This window comes from Lacipirellulaceae bacterium (assembly GCA_040218535.1).
In the GTDB taxonomy this organism is placed as follows: domain Bacteria; phylum Planctomycetota; class Planctomycetia; order Pirellulales; family Lacipirellulaceae; genus Adhaeretor.
Genome location: JAVJRG010000010.1, coordinates 373689 through 398951, shown reverse-complemented (window position 1 = coordinate 398951; position 25263 = coordinate 373689). Strand labels below are relative to the sequence as shown.

Below are 25263 nucleotides of genomic sequence, written 5' to 3'. Positions count from 1 at the left end.
GTTCACTCATGTCGAAGTCGATAAGGCTCATTGCCTTACTCTTTTTCTTTTTGCTTAGCAGTAGTGCCCCGGCCAAAGAGAAGTTCGAACCGACCGTCGAGTCTTTGAGAAAGTATCAGTGCCCTGAGTGGTTTCGTGATGCCAAGTTCGGCATTTACTTGCACTGGGGAGCGTACTCGGTAGCCGAACAGGGCGAGTGGTACGCGCGAAACCTTTATCTCGAGGACCGACCGGAATACGCTCACCATTTGAAAACCTACGGACACCCCTCGGAGTTTGGCTACGCTGACTTTATTCCGCGATGGAAGGCTGAGAGGTTCGATCCAGGCGCACTGGTCGCCTTGTTCAAGCAGTCGGGGGCGAAGTACTTTTCGCCGTGTGCTGTCCACCACGATAACTTTGATCTGTGGGACTCGAAGCATCATCCGTGGAATGCTGTGAAGATGGGACCGCAGAAAGACCTGATCGGCCTGTGGCGAGAGGCAACGCTTGAAGCGGGGTTGCGATTTGGCGTGACGACGCATCTTTCGCGGAGTTACAGTTGGCTCAACACCGCGAACCAAGCGGATTCCCGCGGCGAGTTGAAAGGCGTGCCCTACGATGGTGCCCAAGGTAAGGCGAAAGGACTCTATCCGGCGAACGAAGGGCAATCGACGCATCCCCGGGCACCGCTGAAAGCGCCGAAAGCATGGCGCGAACTTTGGGCGAAGCGGGTGAAGCAACTCGTTGAGGATTACGAGCCGGATCTTCTGTATTTCGACTGTGCTGTCCCATTCCGTGGCGAGGATCGTGGCCATACGGGAATGGACGTGATTGCTCACTTCTACAACCAGCGGCCCGAAGGCGTGATGTGCATCAAGCAGCGGCCCTGGCAAGGTTTGTACGCCGACGGGATCGCGACCCTCGATTACGAACGGGGCAAGGCGGCCAGCATTTTGCCCGAGCCGTGGCAGACCGATGACTCGATTGGCTCGTGGGGTTACAACCCGAAGGTGCCGTACATGGAGCCGGGGATGGTGGTCGACAAGCTCGTGGACATCGTCTCGAAGAACGGCAATCTGCTGCTCAACATCCCGATCAAAGCAGATGGCACACTTGACCAGAAGGCGACCGACCTGCTGATCGAAGTCGGCAAGTGGCTGGAGATCAATGGCGAAGGCATCTACGGCACGCGACCCTGGAACGCCACAATAACTTTTACTGGCGGAGAAGGTCACGGCACGATCCGGCCGCACGACAAGAAGTCGCGACTCACTTCCAAAGACATTCGCTACACAACCAAGGGCGACACGCTGTACGCCTTCGTAATGGCCCCGCCTAAACCTGGCGAGTATGCCGAGCTGACCTTCGTGACTGAGCTCTTCGAGCCCGCCGGCGTGATCAGAAGCGTTGAGCTTCTAGGCCATGAAGGGGATCTCAATTGGGAAGCCCACGGCGACGGGCTGCGGGTTTGGTTTCCTGAGAAGTTGCCCAACGAGTATGCGTTGGGGCTGCGGATCGGGTTTGAATGATGGGCAATGTCACATTGTCGCAGCGTTGGTCCGTAATCCAGACTGGATGGCAAGCTACTTCACTGGGAGATCAAAATTAATCTCTGTTGTTGAATCGTCCACTGTCGCTGTCAACGGAGTCTCGCTTTCGTAGCTGTATTCGATTGGGACGATATATTTAAGCTTCGCAGGTTTTTGAGATGTATTGACACCATCGACAGCGTAACCGTTAATCGTCTCTTGGTTTCGTCCCGAAGAAGCTTCTTGCTTTATTTTGGGCTCTTCAATAGCAGTGATCGTTACTTTGTATGTTCCTGGTGCGATACCATCGCCATGTTCAAAGCTACTTAACTGATAGGTGCCGTCTGATTGGATGCTGCCTCGAGCTGACCTTCCACCGCCACTAGGTAGAAAAACTATCTTGCCGTTCGGTACAACTTTCTCTTCGAATGTGACTTTGCCAGTTACAGGGATTAAGGTACGACCTTCTTTGCAACCAACGATCAGCAGTGGCAGCGCAAGGTAAACAAACATCCGGTAGAAATTTATCGCTCTGTCCAACGAATCAACTCCATTCAGAAACATGACTATGTCGTGAACCCACTCTGGTCACCCAGGGGCAAGCCATCAATAGTCTTGAACAACCTCACCCCGATCTCGCGTTCCTAGGGCTAGATAAGTTGCCGTGTCGATATCATCTGAGATGAACTCCACATGGCCATCGACGAAGTTGAAGTTAGCACCTCCAGCGTGATCGCTTCCAAAAGGAGCGTTGTTCTCAAGCCATCCTTGTTCCCAATTCGATTCGAAGCGGATATCAGAATTTAGCGGTTCGGATACTCCTCTAGTACAACGTCCTGTAGAGTGTCCACTACTAGGGCCATACACAATCTCCGTCATCTCGGCATTGATCGCTGCAGCTCCTCCGAAATACCACGGCGTCGCACCATGAGATGGCTGACGTTGATCTGCGTTCTTTCCGAAGCGGGCAGGATGTGCGCTTTCGCCGATGGCGAACGTACTCGATGTGCCATCGGTCACGCGCGACATATCAAACCCTTGCTCAGCCATCAAGAAGACGCCATCTGAGAAAGTATCGCCTCGATCGCACGACGAGCTGGAGCGGCATCTTGGCTGCCATTCATCTGCTGGGATTCCAGCTGCGAAGAGAAAACTCCCACCATTGCAGGCGTAATAATCTTTACGTTCGGGAACTTCGGTCCATTCTTCCCCGCCTAGACTGGGGCAAATGTAGATTGGCAGTCGCGTTTCGCCTAACCCTAGATCACTAATAACAAACATTGCTTGGGCTCTCGCGCCGCTGGCAATCCTCCGCTGCATTTCTGATTTTAGGCGATCGTCAATTACTCCTGTTTCCAAATAGGGTAGTATGAGCAGGGACCAGCCAATGCCCCGCGCACCGGTTCCGGTGGAAACATGGTCAGGCAGTATTGTTAATGAGCCTGGAGGCAGATTGCCAATAGCCGACTCGTAGTTTAATACGCCAAGCCCCAACTGTTTCAAGTTATTGACGCATTGCGAGCGACGTGCCGCTTCGCGGGCGGCTTGAACTGCGGGCAGAAGCAATCCAACGAGCACGCCGATAATGGCGATCACGACCAAAAGTTCTACGAGTGTGAAGCCACGACTCGTACGACGGTGTTTACCGTGGTGATTGGCGACTGCTGGAATGTGCATTGTTAGCTCGCTCCTTGACCAACGCCTCGCTGACAAGCTTGCCTCTTCTCGTGAAAGGCTGGTCGAAATTTAGATCCTTGATAAGTAATCCTGCCGCTTGGTGACAAAAAAACACCAAGCGGCAGGTTCGTCTACTAATCGTACGTCCTCTGCGAATACTATACACTTGGAATCCGCGGAAAACGCCAAACTACTTGTTGCGGCGAGTCGCACCCAAGCCGATCATGCCGAGTAGGCAAAGTGCGATGGCACTAGGCTCGGGAACAGCACCAACGCTTGCCGTTGACGCACCGCTGCCGTAGTTGGTTTCCCAGTTGGGAATGCCTGCTGGATTCTCACGTTGCAAACGCAGGAATTCAGCCCCGTCGAAGGCGCCACCACCAATTACATCCTCAACCTCGCCATTAATGGTAGCCAAATTAAGAGGCTCTCCCGTTCGAGGGTTAATGTCGGTCTGAGTGATGGTGTAATCGAAGTCAAGATTGCCCGCGTTCAGACCAATCAGGGTGATGTTTCCGATGGAAACCTCATCACCTGGATTCAAGAGACGAGATCCCGTCTGATTCGTCTGGGACAGTGCAGTATCCGAAGGATTCGCATCCTCCCATCCAGCTTCGGCAATGCCTGCAAAGCTAACGTCAAGAGAAGCAGCCGTATCCGAGAAGATCGAATAACCGGTCAAATTGACGGCGGTGTTCGACTCGTTCTCGATGGAGGCATTCCCCGAGCTATCAATGTTCAGCACCAGATTATTATGTTCCTTGTTATCCGGTGTGAAGGTGATTGCGCCTGCATTGATCGTTCCGCCACCGGTGCTAGGCGTGCCGTAGGTGAACGCCAACCCTTCCTCGACGTCGACGAGGAAATCGGCGGAGAGACGTGCCGCCTCATCCCAAGCATTGCCAATCGAGACACCAGCAGCTGTGATCGTTGAGGTGCCAAGGGTTTTCAACTCGCTAAGGTTGCTGTCCGAAAGCGGGTTCGGTGCGGAGCCCGATTCAAACCAACTGGTGTTGTCGAGCTGTCCAGGATTGAATTGATCCTCGAAGCTATTCCACTCAGCAAGGCTCAAGGCGTCCATGGTGGAAGAGATTTGGTAACTGTCGATCTCGACATCGCCGCCGTTAGCAACAAGCCGGATCTCGCCAGTGACGCGATTAACTTCCAGCTCAACCGTCTGGGCAAAGGTTGCCGACGCGCTGAGAGCGAGCATCGCTCCACAGGCAGTCAGCGTTAGTAAATGACGAATATTCATGGTCTTGATGACCCCCTAATAAAAAGTTTGATCTTTGGTGAAGGGTAAATCACCGGCTTGGTGCCGGCCCTATTGGGATTAGGAACGACGCCGCGAGCGACCGAGTCCAAACAGCCCCGCCAAGCCCATGAGCATCAAGGATGAAGGTTCAGGAACGAAGCCGAGAGAAGCAAGTACCGCGGCCGGAGCATTGGCACGCCACTCGGCGAAATCGTCAAGGTTCACGACTCCGTTGGCATCGAGGTCCCCTTCGTCGCGTCCGGAAACGGTTGAGTTCATCGCATCGCGAATCGTGGCGTAGTCGCCTGCGTCCACGGTACCATTACGATCTACGTCACCCGGCAGGAAGTCGGCAACGGCAGAGCCATTCGCCGGCGTCGAGGTCGTGCCATTTCCGAGGCCGTTATTGTAGATCGTCGTGACTTGCCCCGAGGTTAGCGTCACGTTGTAGATCGCAAAGTCATCAAGTGCACCACGAAAATAGCGGTTATTACCGCCGGTGGGATCTTGTCCGATATCAAACATTCCGCCATTGAGAATGCCGAAAGCGTCATTGGACTGGGTACCTTGTGACACTCCATTGATGAATATTTCATGATCACTCGAAATTCCATCCCATGCTAGAACAGCATGGTACCAGCCATCGTTGGGGCCACCGTCTGGTACGATCGTGAAATCAGCCGAAGTATTGGCCCCACCACTTGCTCGACCGTCAATCTTGTTCTGGTCGCGGTAAGCAAGACCCCAGTTTTGGTTCATTCCGCTGTTGTCTTCGACAGACCGCCCCATGAAGAGACCTTTATAGTTGTCTCCTGTCTGAGAGGTTGCAGGTAGGAACCAGCCAGAAATTGAAAAGTTGGTTGCACTGGCAAGGGCTGTGTCTACCGTAACCAAAAAGCTACGCCCCGCCTCCGAAGCACCATCCAAATAAGCCGCTCCACCGATTTGGCCAGGGCCGTAGGTGAGCCCCGCTCCACCGGCGTCTTGCCACGTAGCGTCCGAGACGGCACCACCGGTAGTGTCAGTCGATGAAAGAATCGAATAGTCGTCAATGCCTTCGTCAAAGGTCCAGTGCGCGAGAGGCGTTTGGGCAACAGCGGTTGAAACACCTAGTGCAACAATCGCCAACGATGCAAACGCACGCGTTAGAGAGAAAATTTTCACGGTATATCTCCGAAGAATAGTTATCGAAAAATGAGTAGAAGTGGCTTAGAGGTTCGATCTAACCTCGTCGTCGAGTGACACCCAATCCGATCGTGCTAAGCAAAAGCAAAACAGCCGATGCAGGTTCTGGCACGCTCGAAGAACCGGGCAGGTTCTCAGAGTCGTACTCGGTCTTCCACTCGCGGTAGTCAACGAAATCGACAGCACCATCACCGTTGAGGTCACCCTCGGCGCGGGTTGGAGGAGTACCGCCAAAATCACGGAACAGGTTCGCGCGGATAACTTCGAAGTCGATGAGATCCGTATCCATGTCGAGGTCCGTATCGCCCTTCTTCGGCGGAGTGACCCCGGCGGCATCGATACCGGCCAGGCCGTTCGTGTTAAGTTCCATGACTTCAGCAGCTGTCAGGGCTTGGCCCCAAACGGCGAGATCGTCCATCGTGCCGGTGAATTCGCGGCTACCGCAGCAGGCGTCGTCGCCGATGCGCCAAGTGCCGCTGTCGGTGATGGTGCCGATAGGAGCATCAATGCGCTGTAGCTCCGTACCGTTCAGGAAGAGAGCTCGCTCACCCATGCCGTCGCCTTGATCGGTACCGTCCCAGGTGTAAACAACGTGGTCCCAACGATCTTGGTTGTTGCCCATGATGTTGTCATCCTCGGGACCAGGAGCACCATCCAGACGCCAATCAATGTGACGAGGGCTGTTATTGTTCTCGAGAGCAATACCCCAGTTCTCGCTGCCACCACCAAAGCTGGAGAGCAGGTCACGAACCATGAAGAGGCCGTTATATGTGCTGTTGTTGTTGCTGTCGACGTTCTGGTTGAACCAAAGTGAGATGGTAAGGCCGTCAGCACCGTCCATGAGCGGAAGTTCAACACGGTAATGTTCATTGCCATTGCCGCCGTTTTCGTCATTCGTTTGCGAACCACCATTGATCAGGCCGGTAGCCAGGACGTTGTCGCCAGCAGGACCAAACCAAGTGGCGTCGCCGCCGCCAACTACGTCGTTGGGCGTCGTGGCTCCGACGGAGTCAAAGCGGAAGTGAGCAATATCTGGCACGGGTACCTGTGCCTGGGCTGTGGTTGCGCTGAGGATTAGCAGCGCGGCTGCCGTTCCAAAAAAGCTAGTACGTTTCATATCGAAAATCCTTTGGCCAAATGCCTAAAAACAAAACGTCGAAAGAATTTGAATGTTCGTGAGTGATTCGTTCTCTGCTGCCCGGCTTGGAAAAGCCTAAAAACTAAATTTGAGTGCCGCTTACCCGACCGCAGCACGATGCTACGGTCGGGCGAGTGCGACTTGTCGTTACTACTTACGCTTGCGAACCATGACCAAGCTGGCGGCAAAAGCCAAGCCGGTCAGGGCGAAGGTCGAAGGCTCAGGAGCATTGACCCCAATCGCCTCAGATGCATTCAGGCCAGCAAGACCGCCTGAATAAAGCTTCGCAACTTGCGACGCATTGAGCGGGCGATTGTAGAAGGCAATATCATCCATCGTGCCGGTGAATTCGCGGTTGCCGCAGCAAGTATCGTTGCCGATGTCCCACGAGTTACCGTTGGTGATCGTACCCGTTTGAGCACCTTCGCTGTGGATAAGCACACCATCTTGATAGAGTTGGCGAGCCCCATTTACACCATCCCAGACGAAGACGACATGACGCCATTGATCAGTGGCATTGCCGATAATGTTGTCCGTTTCCGTGCCGGAGGCACCATCAACACGCCAGTCGATATGGCGAGGGGTATTGTTGTTCTCTAAAGCGATACCCCAGTTCTCGCTGCCGCCACCAAAGCTGGAAAGCAGGTTGCGCGTCATGACAAGGCCGTTGTAGGTCGAGTTGTTATTGGTATCGACATTGGTGTTGAACCACATCGAGAGTGCCATGGCGGACGCACCATCAAGGCCGGAGAGGTTCGAGGTGGTGTAATGTTCTTCGCCATTACCACCATTCTCGTCGTTCGTTTGAGAGGCACCAGCACCGATGAAACCACCGACGGCGATATTTGCCCCAGCGTCGCCATTCCAGGTGCCTGTGGCACCGCCGACGGAGTCGGTTGCATTGCCACCGTCGACAAGATCGTCGAAGGCGTAGTGATGAACCAGACCGGCGTTAGCCGAGCTGGCGAAGAGGCAGGCTGCTACACATGCAGCAGCAAAACTGAAAATCTTCATTAGAACCCTCCAAAAAAGTTATGTATTCCTATTCGAATACGATAAGTGAAGAGAAGTAAACTCCATCAAGACGATTAGGAACGACGACGTACCATGCCACCGCTCGCAAGGGCCAAGCCAATCAGAGCGAGCGTTGTTGGTTCAGGGATCGTCTCCACAGTCAGACGCACGTCGTCAATAAGTGAACGAGTGCTGTTCGACCCCGGATTCATCTGCAAGGTGAGATCAATCGTGCTGTAGGCGCCGGTCGAAACGTAAACCTCGGAAACGTCAGTCGAGCCATCACGCGCTGTGCCAGTTCGGGTCTGCGTGGCGTAGGTGATGGTCTGCTCTGAGCCGAGACCCGCGTCTAGAGTTAGTGTGACGGTCGAGTTTGCAGAACCAGTACCACTACCGCTGTCACTGCCTAATAGATAGTTCAAATTGATGATGTCGCCCGCAACACCGCTAAAATTGATCGTATCAGCGATCAAATCGACAATGGTGTTACCGTTGCCGTTGGTAAATGCCTGACCGGAACCGGTGTTGGCAGGTTCGAAGCTGGCAGCGTCGAAACCGAAGTTGCCGTCGAGACCAAAAGCGTTGTTGCCACCACTGTAAGCGAGGCGACGCATGGTCCAACCTTCAATGTCAAGCGTTCCACCCGTGTTTGGCGAACCAATTAGGTAGCGATCACGGGGAATGTTCTCGTTGGGAACTGCAGTGCCGACGCCAGAGACAGAACCGCCCCCCTCATAGTTGAAATCGCCGTTACCGGCGGTGATGCCGCCATCGATCAGGCTGATCGTGACAGCACTGGCATCGGCCATGAAAGCTGTCAGCGCCAGGAGTGCGCAAGCAGTGATAAGAAACTTTCCATGAAACCTCATTAGAACCCTCCGATTAGAATAAGAAAATCAAATGTTGAACAAGTCAAAAGCGAGTATGCAGCAGTGCCTCAGCTTGCTGGGCGCGAATACAGCATGCGGAATCGCTATGGAAAAGTAATTGCAATCGCACCCCTCGCCTGAAGAGCGCAAACCTCAAAAATTTGCTCCGATCCTGCTGATAATACCTAAAAAAAAATGAAAAGCCAGAGAATTGCATATTGTCGTCGGTCTGCCCGGGCTTGCGTGCTTCGGCCAGAAAAGCCGAATTTGAAGCACCGACGACTGATTTGCTTGTTCCTAACACGGAAAGCCACTGCTGGGCAAAGCCAGTAAGCATTGCTCAGTCCGTAGACTTTCCGTGTAGGATTATGTCCACTCTGCTTTGCAGTTAACCGTCAATTATCTGCCGATGACCATGAATCGGCGCAAGCCGCTATCAGATAGACACTTACGAACGGTCGTTTTTTTGAGATTTCGAGTGAGTGATCTTTGACAGCGGCATACCTCGGGCGGGCGGCGCCTAGATTCCGGCCCGATTTTGGGTGAATTGAGCTCCACAAGAACATTATCTATAGATACCTGCGATTCGTCGTAGGAATTCTGGCGTCCAGTCCGGAACCTGAGACGCTACCCCAGTGAATCTGCGGAGCCTCATTTGAAAGCTCCTACCAACAGAATCACACTCCCCTCCGAGATCACTGAACGGCATGGATAACCGACGTCCTCACCGCCCGCTGGCAGGCCAAGTGGGCCCTTTTACTCTCCTCCAACGCTTCCCACTGCTTCGCCGGCTCCAAAGGCGAGGGCAGTCGCGGCCCAGGCGACTAGTCATCTCGGGTGTTGAACATCTGGAAGCTCGCTTGCCGTTGGCGGCTGACTTTCTTTCGTTTGGTATCGCTGATGCTTCGGGGGACGACTCCTCGTTGACGGTCTTCGAGTCCTCGGCAATCACACTCGATTATGATCTCGATGTCGTCAGTGGCGACCTTCTGGGAGTCGATCTCTACGCTCGAGAGGACGATGCGTTCTATAAACTGGGAGAGTTTTCGGGAGCCACCGCCAGTAACGAGCTAATCAATCTCGACGGCTACTCGACATTGGCGGGAACTCAAGAGATTTTCGCCGTTGCTACGACTTCGGATGGGATTTCGACGATTTCGCCTTCGCTGATTCTTGAGGTCCTGCCCGTGGCCACCGTGACGGGTGACTTCCAGGCGGAGACGTTCCTGTTTAGCAACACGCTCTCTCCTGGTTCGATTTACCACGGTGGTGGCGGTACTGATACGCTGTTTTTTGGGTTTGATACCTCGGCTGTGGCCAGTCTCAACGGTGCCGCCGTGGGCTCCCACGTTGCGAACAGCATGGTCACATCACAGGCGATTTATGACGGCACGGCATTCGACTATCTCCGCTTGAACGATGGTCGCGAAATCTACTTCCAAGGAATCGAACGTTTGCAATTTAGTGGGCCGAGCGGCACGACGGTCACGGAGTTGCAAACGCGCACGAACGACCCACGCTTTACTTCGCAATGGGATCTAACGATCGGCGATGTCACCGATGCGTGGCGCTTTACGCGCGGGTCCGATGATGTTTTGCTCGTTTCGCTCGACACAGGCATCACGCAGACCAATCCGGCGAACTATCCGGATCTTTCCTCGAACCGGTTGAGCTTTTTTGGCAATGCCAACGGCTCAGACCACGGTTACCAGGCGGTCTCGGTGATGGCTTCGACCCCCAACGACGGCCAAGGAATCGCAGGACTCAACTGGGAGAGCCCGGTCCTGGTGCTCGACGTCTACGGGCCGGAAAACGTGGGCATCAACACGGCGATCCAGGCGGGGCTCGACCATCTGAATAGCATCTCGGCGACGCGCGTCGTCTACCAAGGTGGCATCCAGGGTGAGTACTGGCTGAACATCCTTGAAGAGTCGCGAGTTGCTAACAATGCGGACAAGGCCTTGTTCGCCATTGCCGCGGGAAATGGCAGCCAAGACATTGCGATCACTTCACACCCGGATGGTCTCTCCGGCGGGATGGCCCGGTTGGAAGGCACCTACGACAACGTGATGGCGATTGGCGCCTTGCAATATAACAGCACGACCGTTCACGGTCAGCGCAACGCCAGCAGCGTTTTTCTGGCAGGCTATTCCAATTTTGGGCCAAACTTGACATTTGCCGTACCGACCAATGTGCCCTCGACGCGACCTGATGGCAGTGCTGGTACCTTTGGGGGTACCTCGGCGGCTAATCCCGTCATGGCGGGTTACGCCTCATTGATTTGGAGTGTGAACCCAGAACTCGAAGCGGGTGAAGTGCGGCAGTTGTTGGCGGATACCGTGACCGATGTCGGAGCGGCAGGACGGGACAACACCTTCGGACACGGCATCCCCAACGTTAGCGCTGCGGTTCGCGAAGCTTGGGCGCACGCCCAACATCACGCGATTGCCACGATCGCGGCGAACCCCTTCGCCGATGTCGAGCCCGAAGAAATCCCAGTCGACCTCAATGCCACCGAGTACCACTACGACCTGGGAACGCTCTCTTCGCCACTGGAAGCAGGGTTCGATCTCCTCACCACCACCAGCTCGCCATTTGCCTCCTGGACTGGTTCGGTCCAAAGCACTGATCGAGATCATGCGAACTCCCTAGAGCGAGACTTTTTTCACAGTTCTCAAGCCGCAAAGCTTGAACATCGCATCTCCAACGGCATTTGGGATGTGACAATCAGCACAGGAGATGCCGATTCCGCCCGCGATAACCTGTCGGTTGCAGCAGAAGGTCTCCTGCAAATCGACGATCTCGACACGGCCCTCGGCGAGTTTGCGGAGCAAACTTTCCGCGTGAGGGTCGAGGATGGGCAACTTTCACTGACCTTCTCCGATTTAGGGGGCGACACCGATGAGTGGGTACTGAATCGGCTGTCTCTCGAGAAGGTTTCTGATCTCCCCGGTTATGCTGGCGACTTCGACACGAACAGCATGGTTGAAGGAGCGGATCTCAATCTATGGGCCGATCAATACGGAACCGACGGGGCTGCCGATGCCAACCTCGATCGTTCCGTTTCTGGCTTCGACTTTCTCGCCTGGCAGCAGACGCTTGGTGCCGGCGTGATCACGCGGACGACGCTGATCGACGGCTCGCTAGGGAACGGCTCGTTTGAGGATCAAACGGATGCCGTAGGCTTGTTGGTCGATCCGCTCAAGCATCGTGTTTATACCAACAACACGGCGACGGCTTCGATTGATGGGTGGACCGCGACCGTCAGCAATGGCATTGGTGGTTGGGATGGCGAGCTGGCTTATGTGGCTTCCGACGGCAACGCTTACGCCTTGGCAAATGACAGTGCCGTGGTCACCTTCACCTCGGACGCATTCACTTCTCACAGTGTCGCCGAAGGAGACTCCGTCAATGTTTCGGTTGATGTCGGTAGCAGTAACGGCGTCGCACACGATTACCAGGCTCAGATCGTTCTCGGAGCGAACACCTACGATCTAGGGACCATCTCCGATGGGACACTTGTCTCTGGCGGAGCGGGTGAGACGCTCAATACCATTAGCTTTAGCCACACGGCCACGGCGGCAGACGCCGGCCACCATCCTCAGTTAATTCTCACCATTGAGAACCAAGGAGGTTCCTCGAAGGCCTACTTAGATAATGTGCATTTTGAAGCCGTAAGCGTGGCTGGGGTTCCTGGGGGCTCCAGTAGTCAATCGAGTTCTGTGGTAGCCGCAAGTACCGCGAATGAGCCGGTCGCCGTTGAAGCCATTGAGTTTCCGGCAGCCCGAGTCGCTTTACCCTTAGAGCAACCCGTTTACTTCGACCAAGGCGTTGCTGGGGAGACATTCTTAGCGGCCCCACGATTCTCAACTTCAGTAAGCCTCACGATGCTTGCTTCGGAGGGGACGCCTGCCGTCGAAATCGCCGCAGAAGACGTTCTTTCAATAGAAAAGGGCTACAAACGATACGAATGGCCACTCCAGCTGCGGTTTTCCGAACAAGAATGGCTCGATTTGGCCCAATCCCGTGGCGAAACGGGGATTTTGACTAGAATGGAAGCACCGCATGAATCCGGCAGTGCCGCGGACGTTTACCAACTGCTGGATGAAGTGTTCGACCTACTCTAACGATCTGTCCGAAAGTCTTGGGGCGCTTTCGAATCAGGCGGGATTAGCAATCTGGGCAGCAATGTCGACCGTACCTTCAGCAAACGATACGGACGGCTGAGATACCGGCGGCAGCCCAACCTACCTCTCACTTTCGGAACAGACGAGAGATGAAATTACAGCATCGGTTTAGACTTGCCACGCAGCAGCTCACGAAGGCGCCGCGTCGCAAAAAGAAACAGCGAGTGCAAGAGCGCAGGCTTCGCCTTGAGACGCTCGAACAGCGTCAACTGCTCACGACTTTCTACGTCGATGGGGATAACGGCAGCGACAGTAACAACGGTACGGCCCTTGGCAGTGCGTTTGCAACCATCCAAGCGGGGGCCGACGCCGCTCAAGCTGGTGACACCGTGCTGATTCGCGGCGGGACTTACCGCGAGGAGGTCGACCTGCCACGCTCAGGGAACTCGTCCAATCCGATCACGTTCAGTGCTTACAACAGCGAAGACGTGGTCATCTCGGGTGGCGACCTCATCACGGGGACGTGGACGCAACATAGTGGTGACATCTGGTACGCCACGGCTCCGGGCAATGCCAGTAACATCAGTGACGGCGATGCCAATACGGTGTTCGTCAATGGCGAGCTGAAACATATCGGTCGCCAAGGGGGTGAGAACGACCCTCTGGACATTGACGACTGGGGGCAGTTGCCCAATGGTCGCTTGGCGAACAATGCGAGCTCGTTCCAGGTCGACGACCTCGGCGGTTTCGGCAATGACTTTTGGAACGGCGCGCGGATCAAATTCCACACGCACGACTACATCATCGTCGAACGCACCATCACGGACTTCTCCTCCAATGGTACGATCACCTATGACACGCCCGTCGGAGTCATCTCACAAAAGCAAACCAACGGCTACTACATTTTCGATGCGCTGCAAACCGTCGATCAGGCGGGCGAGTGGTACAAGGACGATAGCAACGGTCGGCTCTACTATCACTTCGGTGATATGGGCCCCGGCTACAACCCGAACACCGACGCCAATCTCGAATTTGAGTTCAAACAGCGCGGCTATGGATTCGACGCCCGGGGTCGCGACCATATCCACGTCAAGGACATTGAATTCCGTGGTGTGAGTATCGAAACCGACAGTAACACCGACAACAATCTTTACGAAGGCAACCGCTTCTACGCGTACGATCGCGGTAACTTTGGGCGTTTCATTCTAAACGGTGACTTCAACGTTCTTCGTGACAATGAATTCAGCGATGTTTGGGGCTCCTTTGTCACCGTAGGCGGTTTTCGCAACGAGATCGTCAACAACTATATTCATGACATTGGTTACTTCGGCACTTCAAGAACGATTAGTGCCTCGGGTGCCGATCAGCTCCTGTTCAGCCACAACACCGTCAGCAAATTCGCCCGCAGCGTATTTGATGGTTATCCCACACGCAGCGAGATTGCTTACAACATCTTTGAAGATGGCGGCAAACTCTCCTGGGACACGGGCGTTTTTGATTCGGACGGTGGCAACGGTAACACGAGCTACTCGATCGTTCACCACAACGTCTTTCGCGACACGGCCGCGCGGGGGATTTTTGAAGCCTTCTATGGAAAAAACAACAACCTAGTCATTCATCACAATCTGTTTCACGACTTTACGAATACGACGATCAATCGGCCAGTATTCAGAGCTTCGGGATTGGACTTCCGGCAAGCGTATCACAACACGTTCATCACAAGCGAGTCGTCGGCGCCCTCAGGAAACCTTGATTCGCGCGAGGCGATTCAAACTCGCTACAACAATAATCTGCAGATCAATGTGGATCGGATGGAAGCGATTGGCGTTGATGTGCGCGGTAACTACAACTACTCGACTTCCGATTTCACGAATTTCTTTGGCGACGACTACACCCTTGCTGCTAGCTCTGGAGCGATCGATGCGGGGATCATAATCCCCAGCATTAACGATGGCTACGTTGGTGCTGCCCCCGATGCCGGGGCTTTTGAGTTCGGTGCGACGCCCTGGACCGCGGGTCACAACTTCACGACGGAGCCGAATCCCGCATTCGCCTGGGAACCATTGCCTGGTACGAATCTGTACCGCAATGGTCAGTTTCTTGAAGGAATCGGTGACTGGACGACCGTCTCTGGTTCACCCAATTCGTCGGATCGTAATTCCTGGAATCTGGCTTCCTCAGGCACTTCACTCACGGGGACCTTCCGCACTCAGAGCGTCGAATTCACACCGGGGGCTGCCATGGAAAGGACTTTCACAGGCCTTACCCCCAACACGACTTACACGGTCGGTGTCACCGCGAGAGTGGTCAATCGCCTTGTGGACGGCAACCAGTTTGATGGAGTGTCCGGCAGCGTGAGCACGGGAACTCATCGCAATGAAGGCCTCGTTACGGGCCTTGGTGCGGGCGAGTGGGTGCGCTACGACGATGTCGATTTCGGTGACCCTGGACAGTACGACATCATTGACCTTCTGCATATTGAAGACCCGCTCGACGGATTTGGAGAAGCCGTCGATGGTGTTGGCGTTCAGGTCCGAATTGATAGCTCGACCGGCCCCATCATTGCTGACTTCAGCGAATTAAACAGCGGCACCACACTTGACCGTTGGCGAGTGACACGAGTGAATCTCGCCGAGGTCTCGGGTGTGCATGACATTTATGTTTCTGTCACAGGCGCAAATGCAGCGAATATCGGTCTCGGTGCGTTCCGATTGTTCAATGAAGCGCCGCCCACGGACGATCTCCTCACGATGCGGGCTTCATCGATTGGGGGAGAGACCGTTGGCATTCAATTTGGCAACAAAGATTGGGAGTCAGGCTACGACGAACTGACTTTCACGACAGGCCCCTCGGCGGCAACCGCGACCATTACCTTCGAGAATCAAGGGCGCCTCAACACCTATCTTGATCGGTTCTACCTCATTGAAGGGGATGGAGTCCGAGGGGCTGCTGTGCGCGACGTTACCGGCACAGCAACGGCAGAGCTTTCACTAAGCGAGAACACCAGTGCCGCTGCCCCCGGCGTACTGAATGGAAACCTTAGCGATAATAACGAGACGGGCGACCTTGCGGAGAGTTGGATCCAGGTCGACCTCGGTGAGCAGATTCCACTGCACAGCATTAAACTGAGCCCGCCTACTTCGCAGCCGGATCGGATGAGCAACTTCCGTGTGTCGGTCTGGGATGCGGACCCGCGTTCAGGAGGCACCGAGCTTTGGAATCAAGATTATTTCACCAGCGGACAATCGCCCCAAGCTGGACAAAGCCTTTCGATCCATCCGGATTCGTTCAGCAATGACGGCAGCACGAGCTTGAAGAGTATCACCGGTCGGTTCGTGAGGGTTCAGCTTCTTGGCCAGAATAACGCGGGCAACGATCAACTCGCACTGGGTGAAATCAAGGTCTACGGCTACGGCGAGACGAATCTGGCGATTACCGACGGTGTCGTCTCGCAATCGAGTACCGATGGCAGCTTCGTCGCGGAGAATGCAAACGATGGTGACGCCGCGACGCTCTCCTCAACGCAAGCTGGGCTGAACAACTGGTGGCAAGTTCGCTTTGCCCAAGGCTTCAGCATCGGGGAGATTGAGATCGTCAACCGCGACGATTCCCAGTTCACCGACTTGAGCAACTTCACCGTTTCCGTTTGGGACGACGATCCAAGCAGCGGAGGCACCAAGCTCTGGGAGAACACTTACTTCACCAACGGCAGCGTGGGACAGGGTGAGTCGCTGGTGATTGATGGCGGAGAAATCGGCACTTCGTTGGCCATCAACGGCAGCGGTACCCCAAACTCCAACACGATGCGGCTGGCATCTGCCCACGAGGGGCGTGTTGTACGTATTCAACAAAATGGTCCGACCAGTCGCAAACTTTCGCTCGCCGAAGTACGGGTGAAATCGAGCGACGCAGCGCCTTCACCACTTAACCTAGCCCAAACGGGCACCGCGTCGCAGTCGGGCGACTTCTATGGCGACGTCGCCGCAGCTGGATTTGCAAGCGACGCCAACGACGGAGTGGTTCTCCCCATCGTCAATTTCACCTCGGCGTTGCAAGTGCATCCGATCTGGTGGCAAGTCGATTTGGAACGGACCGCACAAATCGATCAAATAGCCGTCTTCAACCGAACTGACGCCGCCTCGCGAATCGATGACGTGGTTGTTTCCGTCTGGGACGACGATCCTGACAACGGCGGCTCACAGTTGTGGAGCCGTCAGTTCAACTACTCCGATTTCGAGCCAACTTACTCCACGATCGAAATCGGTCCCGGTGGGGCGCTGCTCATCAATGGCTCGACCACGTCCGGCGGTACACGCCTGGATGCCGTCCAAGGGGCTCGTTACGTGCGGCTTACGCAGACGAAGAACCAAATCTTGTCTCTCGCCGAGGTGCAAGTCTGGTCGAACGACGCGGACCAAGGCGAGAATGTCACCGTCAACACGAGTGCCACACAGTTCGATTACGACTTCGGCACACCGCTCTCGCCTGTGCAGAGCGGAAGGACACGAATTTCGCCGCTGACCACCGGCGACATTTTCTGGGACGAAGCGGTGAATGCCGCGGATTCAGGCACCGGCACAGGTGACCTTGATCGTGACTTTGTGCATAGCGCCAACGAACGCACGTTGCGACACAATCTACAGAACGGGCTGTGGGAAGTTACGCTTCGGATGGGAGAAGATAGCAATGCACACGAGAATATGCGGGTCGTGGCTGAGAACGGTTGGTTGGAAGTTGGCAACACTGTCGACATTGATAGCGATGGCTCGGTCTTCACCGTGGTTACAGGGCAAGCCGTAGTGACCGATGGCCAATTGGAGCTTACCTTCAGTGATGTCGGTGGCGCCGATCCCAACTGGGTGGTTAATAGTCTCTCGCTCAATCGTCTCGGCGATGCGCCCGCCATCGTTGATACGAGCCTGACGGCCTACGACTACGATTTGGGTGCGAAGGACTCGACCGTGGGTCCTGGCTTCGAGCTGATTTCTCCCGAAACCTATCGCGACATCGAGTGGACCGGCACCGTATCCTCTGGCAGCACAGCCACGGGCGGAAGTATCGCGGGCGACTTTGTTAGTGCCAGCAGCTCCGCGACTCTGGAGCATGTGATCGCCAACGGAATCTGGGACGTGACGATCACTAGTGGCGATGGGGACAACGCTCACGATAATCTTTCCATCGTGGCCGAAGGCGAAGTAAAAATCGCCGACCTCGATAGCACTGCCGGTCAATTCGTTGAGGAAGTCTTCCGCGTTCAGGTGACCGATGGTTCGCTTAGCCTTCAGTTCGCCGACAATGGCGGGGCCACGCCAGATTGGGTTATCAATCGAATCTCCCTCGAGAAGGTGAACGATCTGCCGCTGTTCCCTGGTGATTTTAATGCCGATCAGGAAGTCAACGGCGCGGACCTCGCCGATTGGCAAGCGCAATACGGCACTGACGGTGCTGCCGACGTAGACCTCGATCGCCAAGTTGCTGGTTTCGATTTCCTTTCTTGGCAGCGTAACAAGGGGGCAGGCGAGATTGTCGTCACCACGCTGATTGACAACACCGCGGGCAACGGCTCGTTCGAGGACTGGACGGGCTCGACAGGATTAGTCAACAACGCCACCCAAGTGCTTACGAATAGTTCCGCCCCAGCGACGCTTCCCGGCTGGACCGCGCAACTTACCACGGGTGTTGGCGGCTGGGCCAGGACCTCCGCGTTCGTTCCCTCAGACGGTACCGCCTATGCCCTCGCTAACGACAATGCATTAGTGACACTTACTTCGGAAGTGTTCGCCCATTCCGTCGCCGAGAACGATACCTTTACGCTCTCATTTGATGTGGGCAGCAGTAATGGAATCGCTCACGACTTCGCCGCGGAGATCATCCTCGGTGGCAATACCTACAACTTGGGGACGGTTAGCGACGGAACGCTGGTCTCTAGCGGCGGGGGCTCACTCAACACGCTGAATTTCAGCTACACCGCGACTGCTGCCGATGCTGGTATGAGTCCGCAGTTGGTCCTTACCATGGACAACGCGGGGGGCTCTTCGCTAGCGTTTCTGGACAATGTGCAGTTCCAAGTTGAAACCATTACGGGACCACCGGCCACCGCTGCGAGCAGCTCGTCAAGCAATGCAGCGGTTGTTGCTGCCGTGCAGTCCGAGCCTTCGCCAGCGCCTCCCCTCGAGCAACCTTACTTCGACGAGCCCGACTTGCCCGTGTTGAGCCGCTTCCAAACGCTGGCCACTGAAGGCACCGCTATCGGTGAGCTTCCGAAGAAGGAAAGAATCTCATTGGAAGAAGCTCACGTGGACTCTTACTTCACGACGCTGACGAATCAAAGCCAAGATGTCGACTCGCTATCCGTGAAAACGAGAGTCGGTAGAAGCATGACCCTAAAGCGATCTGCAACAGAGCCCGGTGAGAGGCCAACCGAATTCCAATCGACGGACAGAGCTTTTGAACACTTATCTGAATTGATTTAGAAGAGATATCAGGGTCTTTTTGCCGCAACACCTAACGCAGCAATGAGATAAGAGGCCACACACGACTTATCACCCTAGAACAACCAAGCCCTTGTTCAACGAAACAAGGTCGAGAGAACTGAGAAGAAATGGCCACAAACCGCAAACGCCGACAGGAAGATTTACAGCTTCGCTTCGAGCCCTTAGAGGAACGCCGCCTGCTTGCTGCCGACGCTACCACGGCAGACCTCAGTAGCTCGGACCAGGCAAGCGTCAGCTTCGCGTCTGACTTTCTTGCGTGGCAGCAAAGTCAAGCTCCAAGAACGCCAGCATTGTCGTCCGAGAACGTTGTGGGTGCGTCGTACGCCGACCTTGTTCTTCCAACAGGCTTGCCGGAAAGCTTTGCTGTTGAGATCGAATATGCCGGAGAAACCCTCACGCTTGAACTTAATAAGAATTCGATCTTTGGTGAGAACACGAAGTTTCTTGTCGATGATGGTAGCGGCAACTTAGAGCAAGTCGATCACGGCATCGATCGTTCTTATCTTGGTACGGTTGCAGAGGATCCTCGACTTGCGGTCAGTGCGTGGCTGGGAGAAACAGGACTGCACGCAACAATCATACGACCCAACCAACCGTCGATCACTGTCGAGCCTTACTCTGCGAGTACAACGACCGGCCAGCATCGCATTTCCGTCGAGGCGGAAGCACCTGCTTCCTACGATAACCACGACCACAATGGTGACGGCATCCCCGATCATGCCCCCGAAGACCACACCGACGAGACTGGTGGCGGCCACCCCCCGGGCTGTACTTGCTCTTCCTGTTGTGGAATCGCAGGCGATGAGACGGAGGTGAGCGCTTTGACTCCCTCAGCCGCTGCTGGTGATGGCGGCCCCTTCTCAGAAGGTGACCCTAACGTCTCCGCAACAACCCTAGCTCCAACACGAACTATCGAGATTCGCGAATTCGAAGTCGGCGTGGAAATTGGCTCAGCCGCACTGCTGAACAACTACAGCGGTTCGACGACTCAACAGAAAGTCGATAACGCGATGTCGGTCGCTCAGGGCATTCCTGGTAACCTTGATGCTCGTTTCTTGCGTGCCGCCGGTATCAAGCATCGCTTGGGGACCGTCATCATTCGCACGGGCAGCGATCCGTTTAATGTCGCGAACGGTAACGATAGCGCTGGACTGTCTGCCTTCCGCAACTATTGGAATAACAACCCGCAAGAGGTTGGTAACACCCACGACTTGGCGGTCTATCACGTACGCGCTGCACCTTCGGGGCTGGCGTACGTGAACAGCGTGGGGGGGAGCTTTCGTTACGCCCTGAGCGCCAGCAACGGCCCAACAAGTTGGGCCGATGGAACGCTTGCCCATGAATTTGGGCACTCGTGGAACTTGGGGCATGTCCCTAGTGGTACCACTCACTCGGCCGACTTTTACGAATCGCGTCCGCGCCCGAACGGTAATGCCGCAGGGGCTCCCGCCGACCAAGACAGCCGCGGTATCAGCATTATGTCCGGTGCCGGCTCTCGTAATATTGGGAGACTTTCAACCGGTGAGGCGAACCGAGTACTCGATGCCAAACAGAATAAGCTCCAGTTTGGCGATACGGTTGCCAACGAGCCCGAAGTCGCCCCATTTGGCTGGGTTGACTCAGTGGTTGCCAACGGCAGTCCGGTTACTATTGATGTGATTGCCAACGATCATGACGCGAACAACGATGTCCTAGATGCTCAGCTTCGTGACACGGTCAGCTTCCTCGGCGGTACAATCAGTCTGTCTCAAAACACGGGACCCGGCGGTCGTAATGAGATCATCTATACGCCGCCGGCAAGTGTCAGCGGTGACGACTTTTTCCACTACACGGTAGTCGATTCGACCGGAAGAACCGACTGGGGAGCCGTCTACGTGCGCTCGACAAGCATCACCGTGGATACCTCCCAAACCTTCTACTCCTACGACCCGGGGACACCATCTTCACCGGTGTTCAGCAGCAACGATGTTCAAGCGGTACGCATTACCCACGAGACAACCGGTGACATTACTTGGAGCATTGGAGTCCTTTCGGAAGATCGTCCCAACTCCGGTCAGAACGCTTACAACCGCGACTTCGTGCGAGGTTTCCAAGACACGACTTGGAGCCACAAAATTGCCTCAGGTATCTGGCGCGTGACGCTTAATATGAGCGATCCTGAGTTTAGTTTCGACAATATGTTCGTCGATGCTGAAGGCGAGCGGAAAGTTTCCGATATCGATCGGCCACAGGGAGTGAATACCACGTTCAATTTCGAAGTGACCGTGAACGATGGATTCCTAGACCTCACCTTTGGCGACGATGATGTTACAGACAAACGTTGGGCTGTGAATCGCATTAACCTGGAACGTATCGGGGATGCCGACTATGTGGTCGACCTCAATGCCGACGCCTACACCTATGATTTTGGTACTTCAACGTCACCAGTGTTCATCGGTGCCACTCCCCCTGCTGAACGCATCACACCGGATACCTTCGGCGACATCAATTGGAGTGATACGGTCTTCGCGGAAGATCGAGCTGTGGGCAATGATTTCAATCGCGACCTTGTCTGGGGAACCAACGACACCACTTGGTCTCATGAGATTCGTGACGGCGTTTGGCGGGTGAAGTTCAACATGAGCGACGCGAACCGCAACCTGGATAACATGTTCGTCACGGCCGAAGGAACACATGGGATCTCGGATATCGATCACCCAATCGGAGTGAATAACACGCTCGAGTTCGATGTTCCCGTGACCGATGGCACACTCGACCTCGAGTTTGGTGACGCAGACACTTCTAACAAGTTGTGGGCCGTTAATCGCGTTGTGCTGACGCGTCTGGGTGACGTACCTGTTTCGATCGGCCCAGGCGACTTTGATGAGAATGGCCAGATTGATAGTGACGACCTCGCGCAGTGGCAGGACGACTATGGCGTCAATGGTGATTCCGATGCCAACAGCGATGGTCAGTCCAACGGTTTCGATCTGCTGATGTGGCAGCGGAACTACGGGGCCGGGATCTCGACAACCACGACAGTTCTCGATTCCGCGACAGGTAACGGATCGTTCGAAAACCAAACCGGTGCCGTCGGATTGCTTGTCGATGAGACAAAACATCGCGTCTACACGAACAACTCAGCGCCGGCGAACATCCCTGGTTGGACAGCGGTTGTCGGCAGTGGCGTCGGTGGTTGGGATGGTGACCTGACGTATGTGGCTTCTGACGGCGATGCCTACGCGCTGGCCAATGATAGTGCGCTGGTTACGCTCACATCCGATATTCTCAGCTATAGCGTCGTCGAGGGAGACACGCTGACAGTAACCGTGGATGTTGGCAGCAGCAACGGAGTGGCTCACGATTACACCGCTGAGTTGATCTTGGGTAGCAACACTTATGATCTAGGTACCATCAGCGATGGGTCGATCGTCTCCGGTGGCGTCGGCGAGCAACTCAACACACGCTCGTTCAGCTACACCGCTTCAGTCACGGACGCGGGGACGAATCCGCAACTGGTGCTCACCATCGACAATCAGGGAGGTTCTTCACAGGCTTTCTTGGACAATGTTCGCCTTGTCGTTACGGGCGAGCCCGCGGGAATCAACGATCCTGGTGCTACCGTCGCGGCTCTGCAGTTGCCGCCGCTGGAGCAGCCCTACATCGAAGGCGATCTCTACGTTCCTGAGTCTCCATCGCTCGATAACAGTCTGGTTACACTCGCCGTCCATGCTGCCAGCATTGCTCCCACGGCTCAACCAGAAAGTGAATCTTTCGTTCCGTCTTCCACGGAAGCAGTAATTACAAACAGCGATTTCCTACCTGAAGTTGCAGCAGGTGACTCGGCCTTCGATTACGCTCTTGCGGAAATCAGCGAGGAGGTACCGAACGAAGCGTTGACCGATGAGCCAGAGAACTTTGCAGAGGCGCTCGATTTGGCTTTCCAATCCCTTTAAAATTGCTGCAGTTTTCCACCCCGCCCCCCAAACCCTCCGTTCAGGCCTGGCGTCCTCGCGCTGGGTTCCTTCCGTGAAAAACTTCTTCGTTGTTTTCGGTGCTATCCTAGCAACCGTCGTTGCTTCGGCTTGTCATGCTATCGAAGTTACTTCACCCAATGGCCGCATTGTTGCAACCTTTGAGGTGAAGGATACCGAATCCACAAAACAATGTGCCGTCTATCGCGTGAGCTACGATGGCAAGCCGTTGATTACCGATTCGCGATTGCGTTTCCAAATCAAAACTGACGACAGCTCGAGCAAAATCGAGTTCGGCGACAACCTCGTAGTCCTTTCGGAGGAGAAAAGTGAGCAAGACGCCACGTGGCGACCTGTCTATGGCGAACGAAGCACGATCCGAGATCAGTACCGACAGGTCATTGTGATATGTCAAGATTCGACCGATCCCGAGCTTTCACTCCGAGTGACGTTGCGGGTTTACGATTCGGGGGTCGCCTTCCTCATGAGTGTTGTAGGCAATGACACGCAAGAATATGTCACCATCGTACAAGAACTCACAGAGTTCACATTCCTTGACGACCACACGGCTTGGTGTACGACGAACGCGCAGGGAATCTACGAACCTCGTCCCCTCAGCAAGCTTGGCGAGCAAGTCGAACGACCTTTAACGATCAGAACGACCGATGATCAGCCTGTTTACGTAGCGGTTGGAGAAGCAGAGCTGTTCGACTTTTCTCGCATGAAGCTGCGTCGATCCAAGAAGAATCCACTGTGTATCGTCAGCCAGCTGCATAGCCCGGCGAAGCATATTCTCCAAGCGGACACGCCTTGGCGAGTGATCATGATTGCCGACAGCCCGGGCGAACTACTTGAGAACAACGACATTTTCCTCAATCTCAACAGGCCCTGTAAGATTGAAGACACTTCTTGGATTAGGCCCGGCAAAGTCATTCGCGAAATCACGCTCACAGACGAGGGAGCCGAGGCGTGTATCGACTTTGCGGTGAAGTACAACCTGCAATTTGTCGAGTTCGACGCTGGCTGGTACGGGCACGAATATGACGATGCCTCGGACGCGACAACAATCACCGTCGATCCTAAGCGTTCCGCAGGGCCGCTCGATCTTAGACGACACATCAAAGTCGCGAACGAGAAGGGGTTGGGCGTCATTCTCTACGTGAATCGGCGAGCACTCGAAAAGCAACTTGATGAGATCCTCCCACTTTACAAATCGTGGGGCGTGGCGGGGGTGAAGTACGGATTCGTGAATGTCGGATCGCAGAAGTGGACGCGCTGGTTGCACGAGGCGATTCGCAAGGCGGCTGAGCATGAACTAATGGTCGATGTCCATGATGAATACCGCCCCACCGGCTTTAGTCGTACGTATCCCAACCTGATGACCGTCGAGGGCATCGGTGGTGATGAGACCGCACCCACCAATAAACAAACCTTGATGCAGCTATTCACTCGATGCCTAGCAGGTGCTTCGGACAACAAGATTTGCTACTTCGATGCACGTGTCGAAGAAAAACAAAATCACGCTGCCCAGCTAGCCAAGGCGGTCATGATGTACGACCCGTGGCAGTTTCTTTTCTGGTACGACAGCCCGGCTGAATCCTTGAAGAAGAAGCGAGGCGAGCAAGGTTATAACGTCATCGTTGAGACACCAGAGCTAGAGTTCTGGAAGCACATGCCGACGGTGTGGGACGACAGCCGAGTCCTGCACGGAGAGATTGGTGAGTACGCAACCATCGCGCGGCGCTCGGGGCTCGACTGGTACGTTGTGTCCTTAAATTCCGACGATCCGCAAGACCTCAAAGCCGATCTGGATTTTCTTGAGCCGAATCAGAAGTACATCGCCCACGTCTATTCGCACGATCCTTCGCTCCAAACGCGTACTCATGTAAGAATCGAACGCCTCGAAGTCGATCAAGAGAGCACTCTACCCATCAAGCTGATCGCCAATAGTGGCCAAGCAGTACGGATTGTGCCAGCGAAGTAGCAAATGGGAAGTCGCGCAGGGGTCGAGAACGATCAGCCCTAGCCCCCAGCGCAAGC

Annotated in this window: 12 protein-coding genes; 5 read left to right on the top strand and 7 right to left on the bottom strand. The window is 55.0% G+C overall.

Going from position 1 to position 25263, the window contains the following annotated elements; translation table 11 throughout:
* Positions 1 to 8 precede the first annotated feature (8 nt).
* Positions 9 to 1511: an alpha-L-fucosidase gene (locus RIB44_13625; GenBank protein ID MEQ8617608.1), complete on the top strand. Its 1503-nt coding sequence runs from the start codon at positions 9 to 11 to the stop codon at positions 1509 to 1511.
* Between the two features lie 54 nt (positions 1512 to 1565).
* Here RIB44_13625 and RIB44_13620 read toward each other — a convergent pair whose 3' ends face one another.
* The 7 genes from RIB44_13620 to RIB44_13590 all read right to left on the bottom strand — a co-directional run bounded on the left by RIB44_13620 (position 1566) and on the right by RIB44_13590 (position 8649).
* Positions 1566 to 2024, bottom strand: coding sequence for a hypothetical protein (locus RIB44_13620; GenBank protein ID MEQ8617607.1), 459 nt, complete (start codon positions 2022 to 2024; stop codon positions 1566 to 1568).
* 93 nt (positions 2025 to 2117) lie between these two features.
* Positions 2118 to 3188 carry a DUF1559 domain-containing protein gene (locus RIB44_13615; protein ID MEQ8617606.1) on the bottom strand — a complete coding sequence of 357 codons (1071 nt, stop codon included), beginning with the start codon at positions 3186 to 3188 and terminating at the stop codon, positions 2118 to 2120.
* Positions 3189 to 3378: 190 nt separating this feature from the next.
* A complete protein-coding gene (locus RIB44_13610) occupies positions 3379 to 4443 on the bottom strand; it encodes a PEP-CTERM sorting domain-containing protein (GenBank protein MEQ8617605.1) in 1065 nt (354 codons plus the stop codon).
* 78 nt (positions 4444 to 4521) lie between these two features.
* Entirely contained in the window at positions 4522 to 5607 is a 1086-nt protein-coding gene (locus tag RIB44_13605; protein ID MEQ8617604.1) for a LamG-like jellyroll fold domain-containing protein, read from the bottom strand.
* Positions 5608 to 5665: 58 nt separating this feature from the next.
* Positions 5666 to 6745, bottom strand: a complete 1080-nt coding sequence (locus RIB44_13600; protein MEQ8617603.1) for a LamG-like jellyroll fold domain-containing protein — start codon at positions 6743 to 6745, stop codon at positions 5666 to 5668.
* A gap of 171 nt (positions 6746 to 6916) precedes the next feature.
* Positions 6917 to 7780 carry a LamG domain-containing protein gene (locus RIB44_13595; GenBank protein ID MEQ8617602.1) on the bottom strand — a complete coding sequence of 288 codons (864 nt, stop codon included), beginning with the start codon at positions 7778 to 7780 and terminating at the stop codon, positions 6917 to 6919.
* Positions 7781 to 7854: 74 nt separating this feature from the next.
* A complete protein-coding gene (locus RIB44_13590; protein ID MEQ8617601.1) occupies positions 7855 to 8649 on the bottom strand; it encodes a PEP-CTERM sorting domain-containing protein in 795 nt (264 codons plus the stop codon).
* A 707-nt stretch (positions 8650 to 9356) separates the two neighbouring features.
* On the opposite strand from RIB44_13590, the gene RIB44_13585 reads away from it, so the two are divergent.
* From RIB44_13585 to RIB44_13570, 4 genes are all read left to right on the top strand, one after another.
* Positions 9357 to 12776 (top strand): S8 family serine peptidase, encoded by a 3420-nt coding sequence (locus RIB44_13585; protein MEQ8617600.1) that lies wholly within the window; start codon positions 9357 to 9359, stop codon positions 12774 to 12776.
* 149 nt (positions 12777 to 12925) lie between these two features.
* On the top strand, positions 12926 to 19249 hold the full coding sequence (locus RIB44_13580; GenBank protein ID MEQ8617599.1) for a carbohydrate-binding protein: 6324 nt from the start codon (positions 12926 to 12928) through the stop codon (positions 19247 to 19249).
* 128 nt (positions 19250 to 19377) lie between these two features.
* On the top strand, positions 19378 to 23205 hold the full coding sequence (locus tag RIB44_13575) for a M12 family metallo-peptidase (GenBank protein ID MEQ8617598.1): 3828 nt from the start codon (positions 19378 to 19380) through the stop codon (positions 23203 to 23205).
* A gap of 73 nt (positions 23206 to 23278) precedes the next feature.
* A complete protein-coding gene (locus tag RIB44_13570) occupies positions 23279 to 25207 on the top strand; it encodes a glycoside hydrolase family 97 N-terminal domain-containing protein (GenBank protein MEQ8617597.1) in 1929 nt (642 codons plus the stop codon).
* Positions 25208 to 25263: the final 56 nt, after the last annotated feature.

Excerpts from the sequence above, each read along its gene's own strand:
- RIB44_13590 (MEQ8617601.1), bottom strand. The coding sequence starts at position 8,649 with ATGAGGTTTCATGGAAAGTTTCTTATCACTGCTTGCGCACTCCTGGCG.
- RIB44_13615 (MEQ8617606.1), bottom strand. The coding sequence starts at position 3,188 with ATGCACATTCCAGCAGTCGCCAATCACCACGGTAAACACCGTCGTACG.
- RIB44_13580 (MEQ8617599.1), top strand. The coding sequence starts at position 12,926 with ATGAAATTACAGCATCGGTTTAGACTTGCCACGCAGCAGCTCACGAAG.
- RIB44_13595 (MEQ8617602.1), bottom strand. The coding sequence starts at position 7,780 with ATGAAGATTTTCAGTTTTGCTGCTGCATGTGTAGCAGCCTGCCTCTTC.
- RIB44_13610 (MEQ8617605.1), bottom strand. The coding sequence starts at position 4,443 with ATGAATATTCGTCATTTACTAACGCTGACTGCCTGTGGAGCGATGCTC.
- RIB44_13620 (MEQ8617607.1), bottom strand. The coding sequence starts at position 2,024 with ATGTTTGTTTACCTTGCGCTGCCACTGCTGATCGTTGGTTGCAAAGAA.
- RIB44_13600 (MEQ8617603.1), bottom strand. The coding sequence starts at position 6,745 with ATGAAACGTACTAGCTTTTTTGGAACGGCAGCCGCGCTGCTAATCCTC.
- RIB44_13575 (MEQ8617598.1), top strand. The coding sequence starts at position 19,378 with ATGGCCACAAACCGCAAACGCCGACAGGAAGATTTACAGCTTCGCTTC.
- RIB44_13625 (MEQ8617608.1), top strand. The coding sequence starts at position 9 with ATGTCGAAGTCGATAAGGCTCATTGCCTTACTCTTTTTCTTTTTGCTT.
- RIB44_13585 (MEQ8617600.1), top strand. The coding sequence starts at position 9,357 with ATGGATAACCGACGTCCTCACCGCCCGCTGGCAGGCCAAGTGGGCCCT.